Annotated in this window: 21 protein-coding genes; 8 read left to right on the top strand and 13 right to left on the bottom strand. The window is 72.4% G+C overall.

Annotated features, from left to right (window positions below; genetic code table 11):
* Nucleotides 1-48: 48 nt before the first annotated feature.
* From AB0G11_RS10675 to AB0G11_RS10665, 3 genes are all read right to left on the bottom strand, one after another.
* Complete coding sequence (locus AB0G11_RS10675; protein WP_219503286.1) at nucleotides 49-900, bottom strand: carbohydrate ABC transporter permease; 852 nt, start codon at nucleotides 898-900, stop codon at nucleotides 49-51.
* Nucleotides 897-1817, bottom strand: coding sequence for a sugar ABC transporter permease (locus AB0G11_RS10670; RefSeq protein ID WP_246644444.1), 921 nt, complete (start codon nucleotides 1815-1817; stop codon nucleotides 897-899). Before AB0G11_RS10670 ends, AB0G11_RS10675 begins: the two co-directional genes overlap by 4 nt.
* Before the next feature lie 98 nt (nucleotides 1818-1915).
* Nucleotides 1916-3241: an extracellular solute-binding protein gene (locus AB0G11_RS10665; protein WP_219503277.1), complete on the bottom strand. Its 1326-nt coding sequence runs from the start codon at nucleotides 3239-3241 to the stop codon at nucleotides 1916-1918.
* 162 nt (nucleotides 3242-3403) lie between these two features.
* On the opposite strand from AB0G11_RS10665, the gene AB0G11_RS10660 reads away from it, so the two are divergent.
* Complete coding sequence (locus AB0G11_RS10660; protein ID WP_219503272.1) at nucleotides 3404-4573, top strand: ROK family transcriptional regulator; 1170 nt, start codon at nucleotides 3404-3406, stop codon at nucleotides 4571-4573.
* 12 nt (nucleotides 4574-4585) lie between these two features.
* On the top strand, nucleotides 4586-5236 hold the full coding sequence (locus AB0G11_RS10655) for a M15 family metallopeptidase (protein WP_219503269.1): 651 nt from the start codon (nucleotides 4586-4588) through the stop codon (nucleotides 5234-5236).
* On the opposite strand, the gene AB0G11_RS10650 is transcribed toward AB0G11_RS10655, so the two are convergent.
* Genes AB0G11_RS10650 through AB0G11_RS10640 form a run of 3 tightly spaced genes read right to left on the bottom strand, consistent with a single transcriptional unit; the run spans nucleotide 5199 to nucleotide 8862 of the window.
* The gene (locus AB0G11_RS10650) at nucleotides 5199-7370 is read right to left on the bottom strand and encodes a N,N-dimethylformamidase beta subunit family domain-containing protein (protein WP_357585238.1); all 2172 of its coding nucleotides are present in this window, start codon (nucleotides 7368-7370) and stop codon (nucleotides 5199-5201) included. The genes AB0G11_RS10655 and AB0G11_RS10650 overlap by 38 nt on opposite strands.
* A complete protein-coding gene (locus AB0G11_RS10645; protein ID WP_357585236.1) occupies nucleotides 7367-8629 on the bottom strand; it encodes a condensation domain-containing protein in 1263 nt (420 codons plus the stop codon). The genes AB0G11_RS10650 and AB0G11_RS10645 overlap by 4 nt, the downstream gene beginning before the upstream one ends.
* On the bottom strand, nucleotides 8626-8862 hold the full coding sequence (locus AB0G11_RS10640; RefSeq protein ID WP_246644443.1) for an acyl carrier protein: 237 nt from the start codon (nucleotides 8860-8862) through the stop codon (nucleotides 8626-8628). The genes AB0G11_RS10645 and AB0G11_RS10640 overlap by 4 nt, the downstream gene beginning before the upstream one ends.
* 185 nt (nucleotides 8863-9047) lie before the next feature.
* Between AB0G11_RS10640 and AB0G11_RS10635 the strand changes: the two genes are divergently transcribed.
* From AB0G11_RS10635 to AB0G11_RS10610, 6 genes are all read left to right on the top strand, one after another.
* The gene (locus AB0G11_RS10635; RefSeq protein WP_357585234.1) at nucleotides 9048-10442 is read left to right on the top strand and encodes an AMP-binding protein; all 1395 of its coding nucleotides are present in this window, start codon (nucleotides 9048-9050) and stop codon (nucleotides 10440-10442) included.
* 68 nt (nucleotides 10443-10510) lie between these two features.
* Nucleotides 10511-11854, top strand: a complete 1344-nt coding sequence (locus tag AB0G11_RS10630; RefSeq protein WP_357585232.1) for a phosphopantetheine-binding protein — start codon at nucleotides 10511-10513, stop codon at nucleotides 11852-11854.
* Nucleotides 11851-12768, top strand: coding sequence for a thiamine pyrophosphate-dependent dehydrogenase E1 component subunit alpha (locus AB0G11_RS10625; protein ID WP_357585230.1), 918 nt, complete (start codon nucleotides 11851-11853; stop codon nucleotides 12766-12768). Before AB0G11_RS10630 ends, AB0G11_RS10625 begins: the two co-directional genes overlap by 4 nt.
* The gene (locus tag AB0G11_RS10620; protein WP_357585228.1) at nucleotides 12765-13730 is read left to right on the top strand and encodes a transketolase C-terminal domain-containing protein; all 966 of its coding nucleotides are present in this window, start codon (nucleotides 12765-12767) and stop codon (nucleotides 13728-13730) included. Before AB0G11_RS10625 ends, AB0G11_RS10620 begins: the two co-directional genes overlap by 4 nt.
* Nucleotides 13723-14757: a 2-oxo acid dehydrogenase subunit E2 gene (locus tag AB0G11_RS10615; protein WP_357585226.1), complete on the top strand. Its 1035-nt coding sequence runs from the start codon at nucleotides 13723-13725 to the stop codon at nucleotides 14755-14757. The genes AB0G11_RS10620 and AB0G11_RS10615 overlap by 8 nt, the downstream gene beginning before the upstream one ends.
* Before the next feature lie 81 nt (nucleotides 14758-14838).
* Nucleotides 14839-15924 (top strand): glutamate--cysteine ligase, encoded by a 1086-nt coding sequence (locus AB0G11_RS10610; protein WP_219503252.1) that lies wholly within the window; start codon nucleotides 14839-14841, stop codon nucleotides 15922-15924.
* 16 nt (nucleotides 15925-15940) lie between these two features.
* Here the strand turns inward: AB0G11_RS10610 and AB0G11_RS10605 are convergent, their stop codons facing one another.
* From AB0G11_RS10605 to AB0G11_RS10575, 7 genes are all read right to left on the bottom strand, one after another.
* Complete coding sequence (locus AB0G11_RS10605) at nucleotides 15941-16690, bottom strand: sulfite exporter TauE/SafE family protein (protein ID WP_357585224.1); 750 nt, start codon at nucleotides 16688-16690, stop codon at nucleotides 15941-15943.
* 64 nt (nucleotides 16691-16754) lie between these two features.
* Nucleotides 16755-18602 carry a gamma-glutamyltransferase family protein gene (locus AB0G11_RS10600; RefSeq protein WP_357585222.1) on the bottom strand — a complete coding sequence of 616 codons (1848 nt, stop codon included), beginning with the start codon at nucleotides 18600-18602 and terminating at the stop codon, nucleotides 16755-16757.
* A complete protein-coding gene (locus AB0G11_RS10595) occupies nucleotides 18599-19576 on the bottom strand; it encodes an oligopeptide/dipeptide ABC transporter ATP-binding protein (RefSeq protein ID WP_357585220.1) in 978 nt (325 codons plus the stop codon). The genes AB0G11_RS10600 and AB0G11_RS10595 overlap by 4 nt, the downstream gene beginning before the upstream one ends.
* The gene (locus AB0G11_RS10590) at nucleotides 19573-20538 is read right to left on the bottom strand and encodes an ABC transporter ATP-binding protein (protein ID WP_246644441.1); all 966 of its coding nucleotides are present in this window, start codon (nucleotides 20536-20538) and stop codon (nucleotides 19573-19575) included. The genes AB0G11_RS10595 and AB0G11_RS10590 overlap by 4 nt, the downstream gene beginning before the upstream one ends.
* A complete protein-coding gene (locus tag AB0G11_RS10585; protein ID WP_357585218.1) occupies nucleotides 20535-21410 on the bottom strand; it encodes an ABC transporter permease in 876 nt (291 codons plus the stop codon). The genes AB0G11_RS10590 and AB0G11_RS10585 overlap by 4 nt, the downstream gene beginning before the upstream one ends.
* Entirely contained in the window at nucleotides 21403-22362 is a 960-nt protein-coding gene (locus tag AB0G11_RS10580) for an ABC transporter permease (protein ID WP_357585216.1), read from the bottom strand. The genes AB0G11_RS10585 and AB0G11_RS10580 overlap by 8 nt, the downstream gene beginning before the upstream one ends.
* A complete protein-coding gene (locus tag AB0G11_RS10575) occupies nucleotides 22362-23873 on the bottom strand; it encodes an ABC transporter substrate-binding protein (RefSeq protein WP_219503240.1) in 1512 nt (503 codons plus the stop codon). The genes AB0G11_RS10580 and AB0G11_RS10575 overlap by 1 nt, the downstream gene beginning before the upstream one ends.
* Nucleotides 23874-23954 lie beyond the last annotated feature (81 nt).

Below are 23954 nucleotides of genomic sequence, written 5' to 3'. Positions count from 1 at the left end.
CACGGTGGAGCGCGCTGGCCGTACCGGAACCCGCGGGAAGGGAAGGGGTCAGCCCTTGACGGCCCCGGCCACCAGGCCGGAGACCATGCGGCGCTGGACCAGCAGGAAGAAGACGATGACCGGCAGGGTCATCAACGTGGAGGTCGCCATGATGGCTCCCCAGTCGGTGCCGCGCTGCCCGAAGAAGAACTGCAGCGCCACCGGCATCGTGTAGCCGGTGCTGTCGTTCATCAGGATCAGCGCGAAGATGAGATCGTTCCACGCGGTGATGAACGAGAAGATGCTCGTCGCGACCAGACCCGGAGCCACCAGCGGGAACAGGACCTTCCAGAACGTGGTGAACCGGCTCGCGCCGTCGATCCACGCGGCCTCCTCCAGCGACTTGGGCACCGCGGCGACGAACGTGCGCAGCATCCAGATGCCGAACGGCAGCGTGAGACCGACCTGGATGACGATCAGCCCGAGCAGCTGGTCGTACAGGCCGAGCCGCTTGACGTTCAGGAACAGCGGGATGAGCAGCGCCTCCGACGGGATCATCTGCACGACGAGCAGCGTGATCAGGAAGCTGGTGCGGCCCTTGAACCGGAAGCGGGCCACCGCGGTGGCCGCCAGCAGCGCGAACACCGAGCCGATGAGCACGGTGCCGAGCGCCACGATCGCGCTGTTGCGCATGTAGAGCCAGATGGAGTTGCCCGCCACGCCCTCCGTCAGCACCTTCTCGACGTGCTCGAAGGTGAAGTGCGTCGGGAACGGGATGAAGTCCGTGGTGAAGATCTGGTCGTTGGCCTTGAACGACGTCGAGACCATCCAGTAGACCGGGAACATCGCGAACAGGAAGACCAGGACCCCGGCGGTGTTCAGCCCGATCTTGGCGAAGCGCTTGCGCGCCAGCGGCGTCATTGGACCTCCTCCGACTTGACCATCTGCCGGGTGTAAAACGCGGTGACGATGAGCAGGATGACCGTCAGCACCACCGCGATCGCGGCGCCCTGACCCATCTTGGGCGGCGCCTTGAACGCCTCGGCGAAGGAGAAGAGCGACAGGTTGAACGCCTCACGGTTCGTCGGTCCGTTCATCAGCACGTAGAGCTGGCTGAACACCTTGAAGTCCCAGATGATCGACAGGATCGTCAGGACGGCGAAGACCGGCTTGAGCAGCGGGAAGGTGATCTTCCTGAACGTGCGCCACGGCGTCGAACCGTCGACCCGGGCCGCCTCGTACAGCTCTGCCGGGATGCCGCGCAGGCCGGCCAGCACCGACACCGCCACGAACGGGAAGGACGACCAGACGACGGTGAGGATCAGCACCAGGTAGACCGACCAGGCGTCGTTGAGCCACGGCTGCCCCGTCCAGTCGGCGCGGCCGAAGAGCAGGTTGGACAGCCAGTCAGGCAGCAGGTTCAGCGCCCAGTTGATGATCCCGGCCTCGGCGTCGAACAGCCAGCGCCAGATGGTGCCCTGGGCGACCGGCGGGACGGCCCACGCCGACATGATGCCGATGATCACGAAGCTGGACATGCCCTTGCTGAGCCGGTTGAGCAGGACGCCGACCGCGGTGCCGAGCACCAGCGTGAGCGTGACGGTCACGACGGCGAAGACGACCGTGTTGCGCAGTGAGGACCAGAAGATCGAGTTGCCGAAGATCTCTTCGAAGTTGCCGAACCCGACGTACTCCGGCTCGGCGGCCCCGCGGATCACCCGGAGGGTGACCTTCTGGAAGGACATGATGAACATCTGGACCATCGGGTAGAGCAGCAGACCCGTGATGACCAGGATGCCCGGGATGAGCAGGGCATAGGGGACGAGCTTGGGGTTCATCCCGCTGGCCTTGCCCGGCTTGCGGGAGCTACGGCGGCGCCGCCCAGGGGCGGAGGAATTTCCTCCGCCCCTGGCGAGCGTTGACGTGTTCGTCATCGTTACTGCGCGTTCAGGATCTCTTCGAGTTCCGTGTTGGCCTTGGCGAGCGCCTCGTCGGCCGTGGCCTTGCCCTCGATGACCGAGCGGGCCGCGTTCTGCAGGACGGCCTTGGTCTCGTTGGCCTCGGTCCAGTTCGGGTCGGCCGGGAACGCCTTGGCCTTGGCGAAGGCAGCCGCGAACGGAGCCTGGGCCGGGTCACTGGCGAGCGAGGCCAGGGTGTCCGGGTAGACGGGCAGCAGGCCGCCGTCCATCGCGTAGCGGTCCGCCCACTTCTTGCTGGTGGCCAGCTTCACGAAGTCGGTGGCGAGTTCCTTGTTCTTGGCGTCGTTCCAGACGGCGATGTCGTTGCCGCCGAAGAACGCCGGGGTCTCACCGCCGGCCTTGGAGGGCAGCGGGAAGAAGGCCATCTGCTCCTCCTTCACCTTGCCCTTGCTCTCCTCCTTGATCGTGGCGATGTCCCACGACGCGGTGAGGTACATGCCGACCTTGCCGTTGGAGAACCGGGTACGGATGTCGGTCGTGTTCTGCGTGAGGCGGGACTTGCTGGACACGCCCGAGGCCACGATGCCCGTGTAGGTCTCGAAGCCGGTCTTGAAGGCGGGGTCGGTGAGCTTGCCGACCCACTTGTCGCCCTCCTTCACCGCGTACTCGCCGCCCTCGGACCAGGCCAGCGCGCCGAGGAGGTGGTTGGCGTCGGAGCCGCCGTTGAAGGCGAAGCCGTCGACGTCCTTGCCCTTCTCCTCCTGGATCTTCTTGGCGGCCGCGATGAGCTCGTCCCAGTTCTTCGGCACCTCGATCTTGAGGTCCTCGAACCAGTCCTTGCGGTACATCACCGCGCGGGTGCCCGCGCCCCACGGCATGGCGTAGACCTCGCCGTCGATGGTCTCCAGGCCGAACAGGTTCTTGGGAATGTTCGCCTGCTCACCGGAGGTGGTGATCGAGGTGACCGGCGCGAGGGCGTCCTGGCTCTGCCAGAGCGGCACCTGGTCGTTGCCGATCTCGGTCACGTCCGGGCCCTCGCCACCGGCGGCGGCGGCGGTGAACTTGTCGTTCACCTGCGGCCACGGGATCCACTCGACCTTCACCTCGGCGCCCGTGGTGGCCTTGAACTCGGCGACCAGCTCGTCGGTGTACTTCTGGGACGGCTCGTTCGGGACGCCAAGCCGCCACATGGTGAGGGTCTGCCCCGCCCACTTGGGGCCGGAGGCGCTGGCGGAGGCCGCCGGCTCGTTGGCGGCCGGCTCGGCGCCGCCGCCGCAAGCGGCCAGGCCCAGGGCCAGGGCGGCCGTGGTGACCGTGGTGGCCGTGATCTTAGAGATCCTCACTGGGATGCTCCCTTCCCGGCTAAATCGCATCGGGTCTCTGCGTCATCGGGTGCTGGGCCTGTGGTCCGCACCTGGCTGATCGTCAGTCTTGAGATAAACTAACAAGAAACTTTCTTAAAAGAAACTGGCGTTAGCGGATCGTGACGAGAGGGGAGAATGCCCGTGACACGGAACCCGGGGGTCCCGCGGCTGCTACGCCGGCTGAACGATCGGACCGCCCTGGAGCTGCTGCTCTCCGAAGGCCCCCTCACCCGCTCCGAGCTGGGTGAACGCACCGGACTCTCCAAGGTCACCGCAGGCCAGCTCCTCGCCAGACTGGAGGACCGCGGCCTCGTCGAAGTCACCGGACGCAGGGCCAGCGGACGCGGCCCCAACGCCGCCCTCTACGGCGTCGTGCCCACCAGCGCGCACGTCGCCGGGCTCGAAGTCCTGCCCGACGCCATCACCGTCGGTGTGGCGGACATCACCGGCAAGGTCGTCGTCGAGGTCGTCGTCGACCCCGCCGACGGGCGCGACCCCGTCGCCACCGTCCACGCCGCCGTCCAGCGCGCCTGCGCCTCCGCCCGGATCACCCTGCCCCAGCTCAAAGCCTTCGTCATCGGCACCCGCGGCGTCGTCGACCCCGCCAACGGCGACGTGCGCTTCTCCCACGACCTCCCCTCCTGGCACGTCGGCGTCCTCGCCAGCCTCCGCCGCACCCTCGGCGCCTCCGTCACGATAGAGAACGACGTCAACCTCGTCGCACTCGCCGAACACCGCTACGGCGCCGCCGCAGGGCAGGACGACTTCGTCGTCGTCTGGACCGGCATCGGCCAGGGCCTCGGCGTCATGCTCGGCGGCCGGCTGCACCGCGGCATCACCGGCGGCGCCGGCGAGATCGGCTGGCTGCCCGTCCCGGGCGAACCACTGCCCGCCGACGTCACCCGCCCCCAATCAGGCTCCTACCAGCGGCTCGTCGGCCTCGACGCCCTCACCGGACTCGCCCAGGAACACGGGCTCACCGCCCGGCCCGGCGCCACCGGACCCGAGATCGTCAGAGCCGCCGTCGCCGGCGCCCGCACCGGCTTCCTCGCCGCCGTCGCCGCCCGCCTCGCCGTCGGCGTCGCCGCCGTCACCGTCGTCCTCGACCCCGGCCTCATCGTCCTCGCCGGCGACGTCGGCCGCGCCGGCGGCACCGAACTCGCCGCCATGGTCGAGGACGCCGTCGCCAAGGTCTGCCCCAGCCGCCCCCAGGTCGTCACCACCGGCATCACCGGCAACCCCGTGCTGCGCGGCGCCCTCGTCGCCGCCCTCGAGCAGGCCCGCGAGCAGGTCTTCTCCGACACTGTGTGAGAATTCTTGCCCATGTGGCTTCCTCCCGGTGACATCGTGCTCATCTCCGATCCGCGGGTGGCCGCCATCCCCGTCACCGACACCGGCGAACCCCTCGCCGAGGTACGCGGACGGCTGCGGCTCGACGACCGGATGGCCGACCCCGACGGCGCCTACGCCCGCCTGCGCGCCGGCCTCCTCGACCGGCTCGAGACCGCCGAACGGCGCCTGCCCGACGGCTTCCACCTGCTGATCGTCGAGGGCTACCGGCCCATCGCCGTCCAGCGGAAGATCTTCGACGACTACCGCGCCGAACTCGCCGCCCGCTTCCCCGGCCTCACTCCCGGCGAGCTCCACGCCGCCGCCAGCCGCTACGTCTCACCCGTCGACGTCGCCCCCCACACCGCCGGCGCCGCCGTCGACCTCACCCTCTGCGACCCCGACGGGGCCGAGTACGACATGGGCACCGCCGTCAACGACACCCCCGAGACCAGCGGCGGCGCCTGCTACACCGCCTCGCCCGACATCTCCGAGGACGCCCGGCGGCACCGCAAGATCCTCGCCGCCGCGCTGGAGCCCGCCGGGCTCGTCAACTACCCCACCGAGTGGTGGCACTGGTCGTACGGCGACCGCTACTGGGCGTTCGTCACCGGAGCCGGCCGGGCGTCGTACGGTCCCATCTGAACAGGCGCAACGGCAGATCCCTGCCGCCCGCCACCAGCACCCCCGCGTGCGCGGCGAACGCCGTCCCGGGCACCGTCACCTCCAGCGGCTCCCACCCCTGGCCCGGCACCCCGCTCCACAACCGCCTCCGGCCGTCCAGGACGAACAGCCGCCCGTTCATCGCCCCCAACCCCCGAACCCCATCCCCAGCCCGCTCCCCGCGCGGGGCGGCGGCCCCTTCGGCGTTCCCCGGAGCCGGCCCGGCGCCGTCCTCCAGTGCCGCGCCGTGGGTGGTGGCGGTTTCTTCGGGAGAGGCGGTCCGGGTGGTGGCGGTCTCCTCGGGGGCGGTGGGCTGGGTGGTGGCGGCCTCCTCGGGGAAGGGCGCCCCGTCCGTAGCCCGCTCTCCGTACGCGGCGGTCCCTTGGGCGGGGAGGGCGGCCCCGGGAGCCGGCCCGGCGCTGTCCCCCGCCGCCGCACCGTAGGCGGTGGCGGTCTCCTGGGGGGTGGGGTTCCGGGCGGTGGTGGTGGTCTCCTGGGGGGTGGGGGTGGGGTGCCAGGTGGTGGTGCCGAAGGTGAGGCGCCAGAGGAGGCCCGAGGCAGTGGTGACGTAGAAGGTGCAGTCGGCGATGGCGAGGCCCGTGGCGTCGGCCGGGGCGGCGACGAGGTCGTGCCAGTGGGCGCCGTCGAAGTGGAGCAGGCGCCCGGTGCCGGTGACGCCGTAGAGGGCGACGGGCACGCCGGCGGCGGCCTCGCGGGGTGCGGCGAGGGCGCGGACGCCGGGAGTGGGCCCGACGGGCTCCCAGGGCAGGTTCTGACCGCAGAGCTCGCGGCGCAGCAGGTCGCCGGAGGCGTCGACGGCGTAGAGGGTGCGGCCGAGCGCGGCGAGGGCGCGGATGTCGGCCTCGGGCCCGATGACCTCCCATGGGTCGCCGGCGCCGGTGGAGAGCCGGTCGATGACGTTGCGGGTGATGCGGTCGACGACGGGGTCGTGCAGGGTGTTGCCCCAGTTGACGGTGGCGGCGGTGAAGACGGTGCCGAGGCCGCTGGTGTAGACGCCCATGGTCGCCATCCCGCCCTGCCCGTAGCCGGCCCAGTGGCGCAGGTCGGCGGTGGCGAGGACGACGAACGTGGGCGGGGTGCCGTCGCGGCAGGTGGCGCGCGGGACTCCGCCGATCTCCTCGAACTCGGCGGCGTCGGTCTCGTAGCCGAGGCAGCCCTGGCCGAACTTGTCGCCGTCGGTCAGCCCGGTGCCGTCGAAGACCCAGTGGGAGGCGAAGCGCGCGGTGTAGGACTCTTCGAGCATGCGCGGCATGTGCGGGCCCCAGGTGCCGGCGCCGGCGCGGAAGCTGACGCCGGTGAGGGAGTTCTCGGGGCGGCCGGCGGCCGACCATTCGACGGTGGCCAGGCGGGGGTCCTCGACGGGGTCGGAGACGGGGTCGCGGTGGCAGACCATGGTCCGTCCGCCGTCCTCCAGCCGGATCTGCCACCAGCAGGTGTTGCCGGAGAAGAACGCGACGTTGCCGCCGCGGCGGACGTACTCCTCGACGGAGTCGCGCATCCCGGCGGACCAGTATTCGTCGTGGCCGTTGACGATGAGCATCCGGTGCCGGGTCAGCAGGTCGAGCCCGTCGTGGAGGTCGAGGTTGGAGCAGTAGGCGACGTCGTACCCGGCGGGGCGCAGCCATTCGATGAGGCCCTGTTCCCAGCGTTCGGGGGGCGGGCCGCAGCCGGGCCGGTCGAAGGTGACGCGGGCGGCGCGGTCGGGCGCCTCGGTCCAGTAGACGCTCTCGCCGGGCACGCCTGCCCGGTTGTACGCCTGCCAGGTGGTGAAGGGGACGCTGAGGAGGATCGGCGCGGCCGGCACGGCTTCCCGTACGACGAAGAAGACCTCGTTGTCGGGGCACGGCGTGTCGCCGGGCAGGCCGGGCGGCCACGGCTGTTCGGGGCCGAACCGGGCGCGGTAGAGGGAGCTGGGCCAGTCGGCGCCGATCGGCAGTTCCCAGCCGGGGGCGGCGTCGCCGGTGTGGACGACGCGGCCGTCGGCCATGTCGGTGACCTCGACGGGCGCCGGTCCGGACAGGACGAACGGCAGCCGTGCGCCCTGGGGGCAGGAGGTGGCGGTGGCGTAGGCGCGGATGCCGGTGGGCGGGGTCATCGGCGGGCGGCCTCGACGAGCAGGTCCTCCAGGGCGTGCAGGTAGCGTTCGATGGCGTCGCTCGACAGGTGGCGGGTGTCGGCGGTGAGGGAGACGCCTTCGGTGGTGACGTGCACGCAGAAGCGGCAGTTGAGCTTGTCCTGGCTCATCTGCCATTCGAGCGCGGTGGCGGGCAGCGCGGCGTCGAGGTCGGCGGGGGTGCAGGCGGCGGGGCCCGGGTCGGCGAAGCGCATGTCGTTGAAGCAGCAGTTGGGGTGGACGGCGGTGCCGCGGCGGGCGCTCTCGTCGCGGACGATCCTGGCGCGGTCGGCGGGGTCGTGGTAGGCGCTGCGGTAGGCGCGCATGGCGGCGGGGGCGGCGGCGCGGAGCACGTCGGGGAAGTCGCCGTCGACGTCGAGCGTGAAGAGGCCCTCCTGGGAGAGGGTGCTGACGATGCCGAGGGTGTCGCGGCGGAACCGGTTGCCGACGATGGGCAGCATGGCGCACCGGCCGGAGCCGGAGAAGCGTCCGGCGAGCGTGGCGGTGGCGGCGAGCAGCACGGTGGAGGTGCTGGTGCGGTTGGCGAGCGCGACGGCGCGGGTGGCGAGTTGCAGGGCGGGGGAGCGGAGGAGCGCGCGCCGGATGGGCGGGTCGGCGGGGTCGCCGCTCGGCCCGGCGAACATGGTGTCGGGCATGCGGGCGTGCTCGTCGGCCCAGTGGGCGGCGGCGGCGTCGGCGACCTGCCGTCCTTGGGGGCCGGCCTGCCAGTGGGCGAGGTCGAGCGGGCGGGGCGCGGGCGGGCCGGAGACGCGGCCGCGCAGCAGCAGGGTCCGCAGGTCGCGCAGGGCCACGTCGCTGCCGAGCCCGTCGGTGGCCAGGTGGCAGAAGACGAGCACGACGTGGGTGACGGTGTCGCCGTCCAGGACGAGCGCCACGCGCAGCGGCCATTCGGCGTGGTAGTCGAACCGGGTGGCGGCCAGTTCGGCCATCACCTTGTCGGGGTCGCCGGTGGTGACCTCGACGGGCATCCGCCCGGTGGCCTCCAGCCGCTGGCCGACGGGGTCGGCGAGCAGGGTGCGCAGGGAGCCGTGCCGTTCGACGAGGGCGGTGAGCGCGACGGTGACCTCGGCGACGGTCCGCGTGCCGGGGACTTTCAGCACCCGGCCGAAGTTGAAGTAGTGGTCGTCGGGCGCGGTGCGTTCGACGGCCTCCCAGATCGCCCGCTGGCCCCAGGTCAGCGGGGCGGTGCCGGAGTCGGGCGCGGAGAACCGGATCGTCATCGTCCGGCCAGGTGCCCGGCCAGCCGGTCGAGGTCGTCGAGCAGGTCGAGGCCGTCGCCGGTCAGGTCGACGGTGACCCCGAACTCGGTCTCGATGGCGTCGACGAGCCGGAGCTGGCCGATCGAGGTCAGTCCGAGCGCGGTGAGCGGCACCGTCGCCGTCAGGGCCTCGTGCTCGCTGATCGCGCCGTCGGACGACTCCGCGACGAGCGCGGCGAGCCGCTCTCTGATCATCACAGGCTCCCCCGCCGAAACTGGAAAGAATCCTAACTGTTCGAGTGTTCCACGGATCTTCCGAGTCTCGCAAGGCCGTGGAATACGGCCTTGTGTGCGTCGCCGGTGCATGCCACACTGAACGCCCACCCATAAAAAGTAAAGTTTCCTATTAGAAACGCCGATGGCTGTTCCGGGGGCCGATCGTGAGCGTTACCCTTCCCGGCCTGCTCAGGCAGCGGGCCGCAGCAGACCCCGGCCGCGTGGCGATGACCGTCCACGGCTCGGGCTCGATCACGTTCGATGAGTGGGAGACCAGATCCGACCGCGTGGCCGCCGGGCTCACCGCTCGCGGCGTGCGCCCTGGAGACCGGGTGGGGCTGGTCTTCGGAAACAGCAACTGGCTGGAGTATGCCATCGCCTTCTTAGGCGTGGCCAAGGCGGGCGCGGCGGCGGTGCCGCTGTCGGACCGCCTGGCCGCCCCCGACGTCGACGCGATGCTCGCGCACTGCGGCGCCGCCGCCGTGCTGAGACCCGGCGAACTGCCCGACGCGCCCGGCGAGGTGACACTGCCCGAGCCCGGCGCCCTGGCCCAGATCCTCTACACCTCCGGCACCACCGGCCGCCCCAAGGGCGTCAGCGCCACCCACGCCAACCTGGCCCACGGCTGCGGGGGCAGGCGACGGCCCTTCGCGCACAGCCGCCACCTCGCGCACGCCTTCCCCATCGGCACCAACGCCGGGCAGTGGATGCTCGTCAACGCCGTGGACGCCCACCCCGAGGTGGTGACGCTGCCGGTGTTCACCCCCGCCAGGTTCGCCGCGCTGATCGAGCACTACCAGGCCGGCACCGTCTTCCTCGTGCCCGCGATGGCCATCGAGATGCTCGCCGCCCGCGTCCACGAACGGCACGACCTGTCCAGCGTGCTCCTGCTCGGCTCGGCCGCCGCGCCGCTGCCCGGCCGGGTGGCCGCCGGGCTGTCCGACGCCTTCCCGAACTCCACGATCACCAACTACTACACCTCCACCGAGGCGGCGCCCGCCCAGACCGTGATGATCTACGACCCGGAACGGCCGACGAGCGTGGGCCGGGCCGCCGCCGGCGGCGCGGTGCGGATCGCCACCGCCGAGGGCGAGCCGCTGCCGCCCGGCGTCACCGGCGAGGTGTGGATGCGCTCCCCGGCGGCCGTGCGCGCCTACTACGGCGACGCGACGGCGACCGGCGAGGTGTTCCGGGACGGCTGGGTGCGCATGGGCGACCTCGGCTACCTGGACGGCGACGGCTACCTCTACCTGGTCGACCGGGAGAGCGACGTGATCAAGTCGGGCGCGTACAAGGTGTCCACGATCCACGTCGAGGACGCCGTCTACCAGCATCCGGGCGTGACCGAGGCGGCGGCGTTCGGCGTCCCGCACCCGACGCTCGGCAAGGCGGTCGCCGTCGCCGTCGTCGGCGGCGTGGCGCACGAGGACCTGCGGATCTTCCTGAAGGGCCGGCTGGCCCCGCACGAGCTGCCCGTACGGCTCGTGACCGTCGACGTCTTGCCCCGCAATCACGGAGGCAAGGTGGACAAGCGCGCACTGCGAGAGGTTGTTCGATGACCGAGGTTTCGTACGCCCAGCACGGCATGTGGATCACGGAAAGGATGGGTGCGGGGTCCGCTTACCACATGCCGATCGTGATCCGGTTCGCCGTGCCACCGGACCGTGGCGCGCTCGCCAAGGCCGTCACCGCCGTGGTCGAGCGCCACCCGCTGCTGGGCAGCGCGTTCGAGGACCGGGGCGGCGAGCCGCACCTGGTGCCGGCCGACGTCCAGCCCGCGCTGACCGACCAGCCCGTGGCCCTGGACCTGGAGCGCGGCCCGCTGGCCCGCTTCCAGCTCGACGGCGACACGCTGACGATCGTCGCCCACCACCTGGTGTTCGACGGCCAGTCCAAGGACGTGCTGGTGGCCGACCTGGCCGCCGCGCTCGACGGCACGATCGCCGAGCCGCTGGAACGTGCCGACCACGCCGCGCTCCAGCGCGAGCGCGTCGAGGCGCGGCTGGCCGAGGCCGGGGCGTTCTGGGCCGGGCGCTGGCGCGAGCCGGGCGAGGTCGTGGTGGCCGGTGACGTGCTGCGCTCGCGCCGCGCCGGGACCGGCGCGCTCGCCGAGTTCGACCTCGACGTGCCCGAGCTGCCCGGCCTGACCAGGTTCGAGGTGGTGGTCGCCGCGCTGCACGCGCTCCTGCGCTCCTACGGCAACGCCGACGTGGTGACCGCCGTGGACCTGTCCACCCGGACCGCCGCCGAGACCGGTCACGTCGGCCCGTACGTCAACGAGCTGCCCGTCTACTCCACGCCCTCGCCGGACGCGCCGTTCGGCGAGTTCGCCGCCGGGCTGCGGGCCGAGCTCAGGCGGGTGTACGAGGTCCGCGAGGTGCCCATCGCCCGCGCCGTGCCCGGCATCAGGCCGCACGCCGCGCTCGCCCCGATCTCCGTCAGCTACCGGCGCGGCGGGACCGCTCCCGCCGGGTGGGACGTCGACTGGCTGGCGTTCAACGGGGCGGTGCGCGGCGCGCTCCAGCTCCAGCTCCTGGACGGGCCCGGCGGCCTGTCGGCGAGCCTGCGCTACGACCCGGCCGAGCTGCGCGACCCCGGCCGGTTCGCCGCCGACCTGATCGCGGTGCTGGGCCGGGTCACGCCCGAACGCCCGCTGCGCGAGCTGGCCGCCTTCCAGGAGACCGTCACGGCCGAGGCGCAGGCGCCCGCCGCGGAACCCGCCCAGGTGGACGACGGGGGTGCCGACCTGGGCGGGGACCCGCTGATCGCGGAGATCACCGCGATCTGGGAGGAGGTGCTCAAGCTCTCGCCGATCCAGCCCGAGGACGACATCTTCGACCTGGGCGGCCACTCGCTGAGCATCACGCAGATCATCGCCCGCATGCGCAAGCGCCTCGGCGTGGAGATCGACCTGGACGACTTCTTCGACAACCCGACCGTCGCCGGCGTCGTCGAGGTGATCAGGAGGTGACCTCGCTCCTCGAACGGGCCGCCGGGCCCATCCTGGACGACGCCGACCTGTCGCTCATGCTCACGATCCGGGCCTTCGAGCTCAAGCTGCTCGACCTGTTCGGCGAGGGGCGGCTCAACGGCACCACGCACACCTGCCTCGGCCAGGAGTACGTGCCCGTGGCCCTGGAGCCGCTGCTCGGCCCGGCCGACCACGTCTTCAGCAACCACCGCGGCCACGGCCACTACCTGGCCCGCTTCCGCGACCCGCACGGCCTGCTGGCCGAGATCATGGGCCGGGAGGGCGCGGTCTGCCACGGCGTGGGCGGCAGCCAGCACATCCGGCGCGAGCGCTACCTGTCCACCGGCGTGCAGGGCGAGAGCCTGCCGGTGGCCGCCGGGGTGGCGCTGCGCCTGCGGCGTGCCGAGCCGGGCGCGCTGGCCTGCGTGTACATCGGCGACGGCACGTTCGGCGAGGGCGCCGTGTACGAGGCGCTCAACCTGATCGCGCTGTGGCGGCTGCCGGTGATGGTCGTCGTCGAGCACAACGGCATCGCCCAGTCCACGCCCACGACGGCCCACATGGCGGGCACGATCGCGGGCCGGGCGGCGGCGTTCGGCATCGCGCACGAGCGCGTCGAGGGGTTCGACCTGCCCGCGATCCGGCGACGGCTCGCCCCGCCGGTCGCCCGGGTGCGCGAGGGCGTCCCGCTCGTGGTGGAGTTCGCCACGCACCGCCTGGGCCCGCACAGCAAGGGTGACGACACCAGGAGCGCGCAGGCCGTACAGGAGGCGAGGGACGCCGACTGGCTGGAGCGCTGCCGCGCGGTGCGGCCGGAGCACGTCGGCCGGCTGGAGCGGGAGGCGCGCGAGCACGTCGACGCCGTCGCCGAGGAGGTCGCGGCCCGGCCGCCGTCCAGGTGGGTGCGCGCATGAGGGTCGCGGAGAACCTGAACGCGGCGCTGCACGCGGTGATGGACCGGCAGCAGGACCTCTACCTGCTGGGCGAGGACGTCCTCGACCCGTACGGCGGCGCCTTCAAGATCACCAAGGGGCTGTCGACGGCGTTCCCCGAGCGGGTGCTGTCCACGCCGATCAGCGAGGGCGCGATCACCGGCGTGGCCGCCGGGCTGGCGCTGGCGGGCGACCGGGCGATCGTCGAGATCATGTTCGGCGACTTCGCCGCGCTGGCCTTCGACCAGCTCCTCAACTTCGCCGCCAAGTCCGTGTCCATGTACGGCGAGACGGTGCCGATGCGGATGGTGGTGCGCTGCCCGATGGGCGGCGGGCGCGGCTACGGGCCCACGCACAGCCAGAGCCTGCAGAAGCACTTCATCGGCATCCCGGGACTGGCGCTGTACGAGATGTCGCCCTTCCACGACAACCTCGCCGTGTTCGAGGAGATGCTGGCACGCGCCGAGCCGTGCGTGCTGTTCGAGGACAAGGTGCTCTACACGCGGCAGATGCACCAGGTGGACGCGCCCTTCTCGGTCGAGGTGGCCGGCGGGGTGGCCCGGGTGTTCCTGGACGACACGCCCGACTGCGTGATCGTCGCGCCGGGCGGCGTGGCGCACCGGGTGGTGGCGGCGATGCGCTCGCTGCTCCTGGAGGACGAGATCGGCTGCACGCTGCTGGTGCCGTCGCGGCTCTATCCCTTCGACGTGGAGGTGCCCGCGGCCCGGCACGTGTTCGTGGTGGAGGAGAGCACGGCCGGCGGCACCTGGGGCGCGGAGGTCGCGCACCACGTCCACCAGCGGCACTGGGACCGGCTGGCCGGCCCGGTGACGCTCGTCCACTCCGCCGGCTCCGTCATCCCCACGGCCTCCCACCTGGAGCGCGAGGTGCTGGTGGACGAGGCCGACATCCACCGCGTGATCAGGAAGGTCGTCCGTGGCTGAGCTGCGCCTGCCCAAGCTGAACAACAACGACACCGAGTACCTGCTGGTCGAGTGGCTAGTCCCCGACGGCACGCCGGTGCACGAGGACGACGCCGTCGCCGTGGTGGAGACGTCCAAGGCGGCCGAGGAGCTGCCCGCCGACGCCACCGGCACGCTGCGCCACGCGGTCAAGCCGGGCACCTGGTGCCGCCCCGGCGAGCTGCTGGCGACGATCGGCGACGAGCCCGCCGCCGAGCCGGCGCCCGCGACCGCCCCTGCGGCGAGCGCGGCGCCGCAGGCCGGGCCGCTCGTCACCGCCCCCGCGCAGGCGTTCGCCGACGAGCACGGCATCACCGCCGAGCAGCTCGCCGGGCTCGGCGTCGACGTGGTCCGGCGGGCCGACGTCGAACGCCTCCTCGACGGCCCCGCCCGCCGCGAGCTGCCCCGCGTCCAGCGGGCCGTGGCCAGGGCCGTGGAGCTGTCCCACCAGAGCATCCCGGCCGCCTACCTGGTCGTCAGGATGGACCTCGGCCCCGCGCTCAAGCGGGCCGAGGCGGCCACCCGCGAGGTGCGCAGGCCCGTCGGGCTCGCCGAGCTGTTCGTCCAGGCGGTGGCCGGGCTGCACGAGAAGCACCCGCTGTTCTTCGCCACCTACGAGGGCACCCACGCGCTGCTCTCCGACGAGCCGAACATCGGCGTCACCCTCGACGTGGGGGAGGGCCTGTACGTGCCGGTCGTGCACGACGCGGCCCGCCGCCCGCTCAAGGAGATCGCCACCGCGCTGATGAAGCACCGCCTGGCCGCCGCGTCCGGCGACTTCAAGGAGGCCGACCTGGCCGGCGCCAACTTCGTCGTCACCCTGCACACCGAGGGCGACGTCGTGCTGGCCGTGCCGTTCGTCTTCCCGGGCACCGCGTGCGCGCTGGCCGTCACCGGGCCGTCCGACGGCACCGTCGCGCACATCGGGCTCGCCTACGACCACCGGCTGGTCAACGGGCGTGACGCGGCGCTGTTCATGGCCGCGCTGAAAAGCGCTATCGAAGGCTAGTTTGCCCACATACTTTTCCCGCCGACACTGCACGGGCACAAACAGTAAGGAGGCTCCTGACTTCCCCTGCGAGGTGTGGGCATGGTTCCGTTGATCGGGATCGAGGAGGAGTACCTCGTCGTCGATCCCCGCACCCGCCACGTCACTCCCCGGGCGGCCGACGTGCTGGCCGCCGCCACGGACATGCTCGACGTGGCGCACGAGATCACCCGATTCCAGGTGGAGGCCCGGACAGCGCCGTCCGCGGACCTGACCGAGCTGGGCACACAGCTGCGCGCCGCGCGCAAGGAGGTGGCCGGGGCGGCCCGCTCGTGCGGGCTGGCCGTCGTGGCCAGCGGCATCCCCGTGCTCGGCAACGTCATGCCGCCGCCGCTGACCGAGGACGCGCGCTACGAACAGGGCCGCGTCCTCTACCGCGCGTTACAGGACGAGATCAGCATCTGCGCCCTGCACGTGCACGTGGACGTGCCCGACGAGGAGCACGCCGTCTACGTGGGCAACCATCTGCGCCCCTGGCTGCCCACCCTCATCGCGCTGGCCGCCAACTCGCCGTTCTTCGTCGGCCGCGACACCGGCTACGCCTCCTGGCGGGTCATCTCGTGGGGGCGCTGGCCGGTGTCGGGCGCGCCGCCGTACTTCCCGACGTTCGCCGACTACGAGCTGGCGCTGCGGGCGCTGGCGGAGTCGGGGGCGCTGATGGACCCGAAGACGGTCTTCTGGGACGCCAGGCCCTCGCCCAAGCTGCCGACGGTCGAGGTGCGCGTCGCCGACGTGCCGCTCGACGTGAGCGACAGCCTCACCATCATCGGCCTGGTCCGCGGCCTGGTCGTCACGGCGCTGGCCGCCGTGGCGCGCGGCGACCGCGGGCTGCCCGTTCCCGGCGAGGTGCTGCGCGCCGCCTACTGGCGCGCCGCCCGCGACGGGCTCGCGGGCGACAGCCTGGACGTGCGGCACGGCACGCTCGTGCCCGCCCCGGTGCTGGTCGGCCGCCTGCTCGACCACGTACGGCACGCCCTGGCGGAGGCCGGTGACCTGCCGTTCGTCGAGGAGGGGCTGGACCGGCTGCTCCGCAAGGGGTCCGGGGCGGCGCGACAGCGCCGGGTGCACGCCCGGGGCCACGACCTGGCGGAGGTGGTGGACGACCTCATCGAGGCCACGGTCGCCTGACCGGGATCGGCGCAGGTCAGCGCAGGGCGAGCGCCATCGCGACGCCCAGCCCGAAGACGACCACGACGCCGCGCAGCACCGCCGGTGACATGAGGCGGGCCAGGCGGGTGCCCAGCAGGCCGCCCGCCAGGCTCGCCGGCGCGATGACCGCCACCGCCGCCCACTCGACCGGCCCGAACAGCGCGAACGCCACCACCGACACCGTGCAGATCGCCAGCGACAGCACCGCGCGCACGGCGTTGACCCGCTGGAGGTGGTCGTGCAGGAACATGCCGAGCACCGCCAGCAGCAGCACGCCCATGCCGCCGTTGAAGTACGCGCCGTAGCAGCCGCCGAGGAACACCCCGGCGTACACGAGCCTGCTGGGCCGCTCCCCGTCGCCGCCGCCGAACCGCTTGCGCAGCCACGGCTGGGCCAGCAGCGCCAGGCTGGCGAAGGCCACCAGCCACGGCACCAGCGCCTCGAACGTGTCGCCCGGCGTGTTCAGCAGCAGCGCGCTGCCCGCGACCGCGCCCAGCACCGCCACCCCCGCCAGCCCGGCCGCCCGGCGCCGCCGCCCGCGCAGCTCGGCGCGGTAGCCGAAGGCCCCGCCGAGGTAGCCGGGCCACAGCGCCACCGCGTTCGTCACCGTGGCGGTCACCCCCGGGTAGCCGAGCGCCATCAGCGCCGGGAACGAGACCAGCGTGCCGCCTCCGGCGAGCGCGTTCACCACGCCGGCCAGCAGACCGGCCCCGGCCAGGAACAGGACGTCACCCAGCGGGATCATGCGAACTCCTTACGTGCGGATCCCGCTGCTGGGGGAAACGGGGAGAACCAAATGAAAAGGACGGTCAACGGCCGACCGCGTAGCCCTGGGCGCCGCGCGGGTTCGCGCCGGCCTTCAGGAAGTCGCCGTCACGGGCCACCGCGCTGAGGCGGCCGAGCGACCACGGCCCCTGCACCTCGACCTCGTGCCCGCGCCGCCGCAGCTCCGCCACGACCGCCGGGTCCAGCCGCTCCTCCACGTGCACGACCCCCGGCCGGGAGCCGCGCGGGAAGAACGAGCTGGGGAAGTGCTCGGTGTGGAACGTCGGGGCGTCGATGGCCTCCTGGAGGTTCAGGCCGCCGTGGACCAGCGCCAGGAACAGGTTGACGCTCCACTGGTCCTGCTGGTCGCCGCCCGGCGTGCCGAACGCCAGCCACGGCCTGCCGTCACGCAGCGCGAACGACGGCGACAGCGTCGTGCGCGGGCGCGCCCCCGGCCGCAGCGAGGCGGGCAGCCCCTCCTGCAGCCAGAACATCTGCGCCCGGGTGCCCAGGCCGAAGCCCAGCGACGGGATGACCGGCGAGCTCTGCAGCCAGCCGCCGCTCGGCGTGGCCGACACCATGTTGCCGTGCCGGTCGACGACGTCCACGTGGCAGGTGTCGCCGCGCACGGCGCCGTCGGAGGTGACGACCTCGTCGCCGGTGTCCTCGGCCGGGACGACGAGCCTGCTCACGGTCGGCTCGCCCACCCCGGCCCGCCGCCCGGAAGCGCCGGGCGCCGGACCGGCGGCGCCGGCCGGGGGCAGCACCGGCAGCCGGGGCTCGCGCCCGCCGGGGGAGCCGGGCCGCAGCTCCAGGCTGGCGGTGTCGCCGATGAGCGCGCGCCGCCCGGCGTTGTACGACTCGGACAGCAGGTCGGCCAGGGGCACGTCGGTGTCGCCGTACCAGGCCTCGCGGTCGGCGAAGGCCAGCTTGGCCGCCTCGGTCACTGTGTGCACGTAGTCGGCGCTCAGCACGCCCATGCCGGTCAGGTCGTACCCGGACAGCAGCGCGAGCTGCTGCAGGAACACCGGCCCCTGGCCCCACGGCCCGGTCTTGCACACGGTGTGCCCGTGGTAGTCGAAGGTGACCGGTTCCTCCACCGACGCCGACCAGGAGGCCAGGTCGTCGCCGGTGAGCAGGCCGCCGTGCCGCTCGCCGGAGGTGTCCAGCCAGGAGGTGGTGGCGCTGAACTCGGCGATCGCCTCCGCCACGAACCCCTCGTACCAGGCGCGGCGGGCGGCCTGGAGCTGGCCCTCGCGGGAGGCCGACGCGGCCTCGGCCTCGGCCACGATCCGCCGGTAGGTGGCGGCCAGCACCGGGTTGGCCAGCTTCGAGCCCGGCGCGGGCACGTCGCCGCCGGGCAGCCAGGTGGCCGCCGACGTCGTCCACTCGTCGGTGAACAGCTCCTTGACGGTGGCGATCGTGGTGGCGATCCGCTCCAGCACCGGCACCCCGCGCTCGGCGTAGTGGATCGCCGGGGCCAGCACGTCGGCCAGCTTCCAGGTGCCCCACCGCTCCAGCATGAGCAGCCAGCCGCCGAACGCGCCCGGCACCGTGGCCGCGAGCAGCCCGGTGCCCGGCACCACGTCCAGGCCCAGCTCGGCGAAGCGCTCCAGCGTCGCGGCGGCCGGGGCCACGCCCTGCCCGCACACGGTGGACACGCGCTGGTCGGCCTCGCTCCACAGCAGGATCGGCACCTCGCCGGCCGGCCCGTTCAGGTGCGGCTCGGCCACCTGCAGCACGAACCCGGCCGCCACCGCCGCGTCGAACGCGTTGCCGCCGCGCTCCAGCACGCCCATGCCCGTCGCGGAGGCCAGCCAGTGCGTGCTGGCCACCATGCCGAAGTCGCCCGTCAGCTCGGGCCTCGTGGTGAACAAGTGCGGTCCTTTCATGAGGCGGCGGCCGCGTCGGGGAGGCGGTCCGCCGTGACGAGGTGGCAGGCGGCCGGGTGGCCGCCCGTGCGCGGGTCGGCCAGCTCGGGCTCGCGGGTGCGGCACTCGTCGAACGCCAGCGGGCACCGGGTGTGGAAGCGGCAGCCGGACGGCGGGTCCACCGGGCTCGGCACGTCGCCGCCCAGCACGATCCGCCGCCGCTCGCGCTGCCTGGCCGGGTCGGCGACCGGCGCCGCCGACAGCAGCGCCTGCGTGTACGGGTGGCGCGGCTCGGCGAACAGCCGCGCCGTCGGCCCCGACTCGACGATCCTGCCCAGGTACATGACCGCGATCCGGTCGGCCAGGAACTCCACCACCGACAGGTCGTGCGTGATGAACAGGCAGGAGAAGCCCAGCTCCCGCTGCAGGTCGGTGATCAGGTTGAGCACCGACGCCTGCACCGACACGTCCAGCGCCGACACCGGCTCGTCGGCCACGACCAGCTTCGGGTTGAGGATCAGTGCACGGGCCAGCCCGACCCGCTGCCGCTGCCCGCCCGACAGCTCGTGCGGGAACCGGGTGGCCATCTCCGGCCGCAGCCCCACCTGCTCCAGCATCTGCGCGACCCGGCGGCTCACCTCCCGCCTGGCCACCGCCTTGTGGTGGATCAGCGGCTCACCGACGATCTGCTCGATCGTGAAGCGCGGGTTCAGCGACGAGAACGGGTCCTGGAACACCATGTGCACGTCCCGGCGCAGCGGGCGCATCGAGCGCCGCGACAGGTGCGTGATGTCGGTGCCGCTCAGGCTGATCCGGCCCGACGTGGGCTCGATCAGCCGCAGCACGCACTTGCCGACGGTGGACTTGCCGCTGCCGGACTCGCCGACCAGGCCGAGCACCTCGCCCTTGCCGATCTCCAGCGACAGGCCGTCCACCGCGCGCACCTGGCCATAGTGCATGACCAGGTCGTCGATCTTCAGTACGGGTTCGGTCATGGCTGCTCTCCAGGGTGGAAGCAGGCCGCCAGGTGGCCGGCCGCCTGCCGTACCAGAGGGGGCCTGGAGGTGGCGCAGTCGTCCTGGGCGCGCGGGCAGCGCGCCCGGAACGCGCACTCGTCCGGGTCGGACATCGGCGAGGGGACCATGCCGGGGATCTCCGCCAGCCGCCCGTTCACCGCCGCCGACGGCAGCGCCTTCATCAGGCCCAGCGTGTACGGGTGCCGGGGCCGGGCGAACAGCTCGGCCACGGGCGCCTGCTCGACGGCGCGGCCCGCGTACATGACCACGGCCCGGTCGGCGATGTCGGCGACGACGCCGAGGTCGTGCGTGATCAGGATGATCGCGGTGCCGAGCCGGTCGCGCAGGTCGCGGAAGACGTCCAGGACGCCCGCCTGGATCGTCACGTCCAGCGCGGTCGTCGGCTCGTCGGCGATGAGCACGCGCGGCGAGCACGCCACCGCGATCGCGATCATCACACGCTGCCGCATGCCGCCGGAGAGCTGGTGCGGATACTCCTTGACGCGGCGGCGCGGCGCCGGGATGCCGACGAGCTCCAGCAGCTCGACCGCGCGGTCCATCGCGGCCCGGCGCGACAGCTTCTCGTGCCTGCGCAGGACCTCGGCGATCTGGTAGCCGACCGTGAACGACGGGTTGAGCGAGGTCATCGGCTCCTGGAAGACGACGGACACGTCCTTGCCGCGCACCTTGCGCAGCTCCGGCTCGGGCAGCGTGGTCAGCTCGCGGCCGTCCAGCCTGATCGAGCCGCTGAGCTTCGTCGTGCCGGGCGGCAGCAGCCTGGGCACCGACATCGCGGTGACCGACTTGCCGCAGCCCGACTCGCCGCACAGCGCGAGGATCTCGCCCTCCTCCAGCGTGAGTGAGATGTCCCTGACCGCCTGGACCAGGCCGTCCTCGGTGTCGAAGTGCACGGCCAGGTCGGTGATCTCCAGCAGGCTCATCTGCCGCTCCTCGGGTCGAGCACGTCACGCAGCCCGTCGCCCAGCAGGTTGAAGCCGAGCGTGGCCAGCGCGATCATCACGCCGGGCCAGATGGCCAGCCAGGGCGCGACGTCCAGGTACTGCTGGGCGGTGGTGAGCATGACGCCCCACGACGGGGTCGGCGGCTGCACGCCCAGGCCCAGGAACGACAGCGTCGACTCGCCGATGATCGCCGCCGGGATCGCCACCGTGGCCTGCACGATCAGCGGGTTGGCGCAGTTCGGCAGCACGTACCGGAACAGGATGTGCCGGTCGCCCGCGCCGTCGGCGATGGCCGCGGCGACGTAGTCCATCTCGCGGATCGCCAGCACCTCGCCCCGGGTGATCCGGATGATCGCCGGAAGCTGGGAGAAGCCCAGCGCGAGCACCACGCCCTTGAGCGACGGCCCGATGATCGCCGCCAGGCCGACCGCGAACACCAGGAACGGGAACGCCAGCGTCACGTCCACCAGCCGCATCACGACCGGGTCCAGCCAGCGCCGGTAGAACCCGGCCACCAGCCCGATCGGGATGCCGATCACCATCGCCAGCAGCGTCGACAGCACGCCCGCCTGGAGCGACACCTGCGCGCCGTGCGCGATCCTGGCCAGCGCGTCGCGGCCCAGGTCGTCGGTGCCCAGCGGGTGCGCGCCCGACGGCGGAGCCAGCGTCGCCGCGTAGTCCTGCGCCGACGGATCGCCGGTCACCAGCGGCCCGGCCAGCGCCAGCAGCAGGAACGCCGCCACCAGCACCAGGCCCGCCATCGGCATCGGCCGCCGCCGGAAGCGCCGCCACAGCCTGCGCCGCCGGTCGGCCCGGCCCGACCTCACGGGTACGGCCGGCGTCTCAGCCATGACCGCCTCCCGAGAGCCGGATGCGCGGGTTCAGGTAGGCGTAGGCGATGTCGACCAGCAGGTTGACCACCACGTAGCCGATCACCGTGACCAGCACCACCGCCTGGATGACCGGGTAGTTGCGGGTGAGAACCGCGTCCACGGTCAGCTTGCCGAAGCCCGGGATGACGAAGATCTGCTCCGTCACCACCGCGCCGCTGATGAGCGCGCCGAGCTGCAGGCCGAGCACGGTCACCACGGTCGTCAGGCTGTTGCGCAGCGCGTGCGCGCCCACCACCTTGGCCTCCGCCAGGCCCTTGGACCGGGCGGTGCGCACGTAGTCGGCCGACAGCGCGCCCAGCATCGCCGAGCGGGTCTGCCGCATGAGGATCGCCGCGAACCCGGTGCCCAGCACCAGCGCGGGGAGCAGCATGCGTTGCAGGTTCTGCCCCGGGTCCTCGGTGAACGGCACGTACCCCGAGGCGGGCAGCCAGCGCAGCGTCACCGCGAACAGCAGGATGCCGAGCAGCCCCAGCCAGAAGTGCGGCACCGACAGCCCGGCCAGGCCGAACCCGGTCGCCACGTAGTCGGCGAGCTTGCCGCGCCGTACCGAGGCCACGATGCCCGAGCCGACGCCCACGACGATCGCCACCAGCATGGCCAGCGCGGACAGCTCCAGCGTCACCGGCAGCCGCTCGGCGAGGATGTCGGCCACCGGGATCTGGTCCTGGGTGGACCGGCCGAGGTTGCCCGACAGCGTCTGGGTCACGTAGTCGACGTACTGGGCGGGCAGCGGCTTGTCCAGGCCGAACTCGTGCCGGATGGCCTCGACCACGGCGGGCGAGGCCTCCTCGCCGGCCATGACCACGGCCGGGTCGCCGGGCAGCGCCCTGACCCCCAGGAAGATCAGGACGCTGGCCACGAACAGCACGATCACCGCCGAGCCGCAGCGCCGAAGGATGAACCAGACCATCAGGCGACGAATCCGGCGGTGGCGAAGCGGGGCAGGCCGTCCTTGAAGTACTGGACGCCGGCGACGTTCTTGCTCATGCCCAGGTAGTACTTGTTGTGGTACAGGTACACGACGCCGCGCAGCTCGGCGGCCCGCTTCATGGCCTTGCTGTAGAGCTCGGCGCGCTCGGCGGTGTCCTGGGTGGCCGCCGCCTGCTTGATCGGCTCGTCGATGCCCGGGTCGGCCATGCCGGCGAAGTTGTTGCTGCCCTGGCTGGTGACCAGGTTCGTCAGGTTGCCGTCCGGGTCGACGCGGCCGGACCAGCCGCTCAGCATGGCCTGGAAGTCGCCGGACTTGCCCTGCTCCAGGGTGCTGACGAACTCGGCGGTCTCCACCGTGACGGCGAACCCGGCCTCCTTGGTCATCTGCTGGACGACCTGCGCGAGCCGCTGGTTGGTGGCGTCGTTGGGTGAGGTGAGCTTGACCGGGACGGGCGTCGGCACGCCGGACGCCTGCACGAGCTGCTTGGCCTTGGCCAGGTCGCGCTTGGGGCACTGCAGGTCGGGGGTGCGGTAGGCGCTGTCGACGGGCACCGGGAAGCAGTCGACCTCGTGCAGCCCGTTGTAGACGGTCTTGTTGATCTGCTCGCGGTCCAGGGCCAGCTCGAACGCCTCGCGCAGCTCGGGGCTCTTGGCCAGCGGGCTGTCGACGGGGCCGGCCTTCTCGGTGGAGCCGGTGGCGTTGCCGACGTTGATCTGCAGGCCGTAGTAGCCGAGGCCGCCGCCGGAGACGACCTTCAGGTTCGGGTCGGCCTGCACGCCGGCGACGGTGGTGGTGGCGAGCTGGTCGGCCACCTGGACGTCGCCGGACTTGAGGTTGGCGGCCCGCACGTTCGGGTCCACGATGATTTTGTATACGAGCTTGTCGAGCTTGACCTTGGCGGCGTCGTAGTAGTCCGGCGCCTTGTCCAGCACGATCTGGCTGCCCGAGGTCCGGGCGGAGAACTTGAACGGCCCGACGCACACGGGGGAGGCGCCGAAGTTGTCGCCCGCGCCGTCGAGCGCCTTCGGCGACATGATCATTCCGGCCCGGTCGGCGAGCTGCGCGGTCAGCGGCGTGAACGCGCGCTTCAGCGTGAGCTTCACGGTGGCCGCGTCGACGACCTCGACCTCGGAGATGGCCTCCAGGTCGGCCTGGCGGGAGGACTTCTCCCAGGTACGGTGCCGGTCCAGCGACTTCTTGACCGCCTCGGCGTCGAAGGGCGTGCCGTCGTTGAACTTCACGCCGTCACGCAGCTTGATCGTGACTTCCTTGCCGTCCTCGGAGACCTCCGGGAGGGCGGCGGCGAGCTGGGGGACCAGCTCGGACGCGGCGTCGATGTCGTAGAGCTTCTCGCACATGTTGGCGAAGACCTCGCGGCCGACGAGCGTGGTGGAGGTGCTCGGGTCGAGGGCGTCGGGGTCGGCGTTGAGCGCCACGTTCAGCGTGCCGCCGCTCTTCACGGCCCGGTTGTCCGCCGAGGCGTCGGCCACGGAGGGAGCAGCCGACGGACCGCTGGAACCGCCTCCGCCGCACGCTGTCAGTGCGAGGGGCAGCACGGCGAGTGCCGCGAC

It is taken from the genome of Nonomuraea sp. NPDC023979, assembly GCF_040639085.1.
Classification (GTDB): Bacteria; Actinomycetota; Actinomycetes; order Streptosporangiales; family Streptosporangiaceae; genus Nonomuraea; species Nonomuraea ceibae.
Note: the sequence above shows the minus strand (reverse complement) of the source record. Positions and strands in the feature narration are given on the sequence as shown.

Coding starts and splice junctions, on each gene's coding strand:
- AB0G11_RS10675 (WP_219503286.1), bottom strand. CDS start 900: ATGACGCCGCTGGCGCGCAAGCGCTTCGCCAAGATCGGGCTGAACACC.
- AB0G11_RS10670 (WP_246644444.1), bottom strand. CDS start 1,817: ATGAACCCCAAGCTCGTCCCCTATGCCCTGCTCATCCCGGGCATCCTG.
- AB0G11_RS10655 (WP_219503269.1), top strand. CDS start 4,586: ATGTGGCTTCCTCCCGGTGACATCGTGCTCATCTCCGATCCGCGGGTG.
- AB0G11_RS10650 (WP_357585238.1), bottom strand. CDS start 7,370: ATGACCCCGCCCACCGGCATCCGCGCCTACGCCACCGCCACCTCCTGC.
- AB0G11_RS10645 (WP_357585236.1), bottom strand. CDS start 8,629: ATGACGATCCGGTTCTCCGCGCCCGACTCCGGCACCGCCCCGCTGACC.
- AB0G11_RS10640 (WP_246644443.1), bottom strand. CDS start 8,862: ATGATCAGAGAGCGGCTCGCCGCGCTCGTCGCGGAGTCGTCCGACGGC.
- AB0G11_RS10630 (WP_357585232.1), top strand. CDS start 10,511: ATGCCGATCGTGATCCGGTTCGCCGTGCCACCGGACCGTGGCGCGCTC.
- AB0G11_RS10620 (WP_357585228.1), top strand. CDS start 12,765: ATGAGGGTCGCGGAGAACCTGAACGCGGCGCTGCACGCGGTGATGGAC.
- AB0G11_RS10610 (WP_219503252.1), top strand. CDS start 14,839: ATGGTTCCGTTGATCGGGATCGAGGAGGAGTACCTCGTCGTCGATCCC.
- AB0G11_RS10605 (WP_357585224.1), bottom strand. CDS start 16,690: ATGATCCCGCTGGGTGACGTCCTGTTCCTGGCCGGGGCCGGTCTGCTG.
- AB0G11_RS10600 (WP_357585222.1), bottom strand. CDS start 18,602: ATGAAAGGACCGCACTTGTTCACCACGAGGCCCGAGCTGACGGGCGAC.
- AB0G11_RS10595 (WP_357585220.1), bottom strand. CDS start 19,576: ATGACCGAACCCGTACTGAAGATCGACGACCTGGTCATGCACTATGGC.
- AB0G11_RS10590 (WP_246644441.1), bottom strand. CDS start 20,538: ATGAGCCTGCTGGAGATCACCGACCTGGCCGTGCACTTCGACACCGAG.
- AB0G11_RS10585 (WP_357585218.1), bottom strand. CDS start 21,410: ATGGCTGAGACGCCGGCCGTACCCGTGAGGTCGGGCCGGGCCGACCGG.
- AB0G11_RS10580 (WP_357585216.1), bottom strand. CDS start 22,362: ATGGTCTGGTTCATCCTTCGGCGCTGCGGCTCGGCGGTGATCGTGCTG.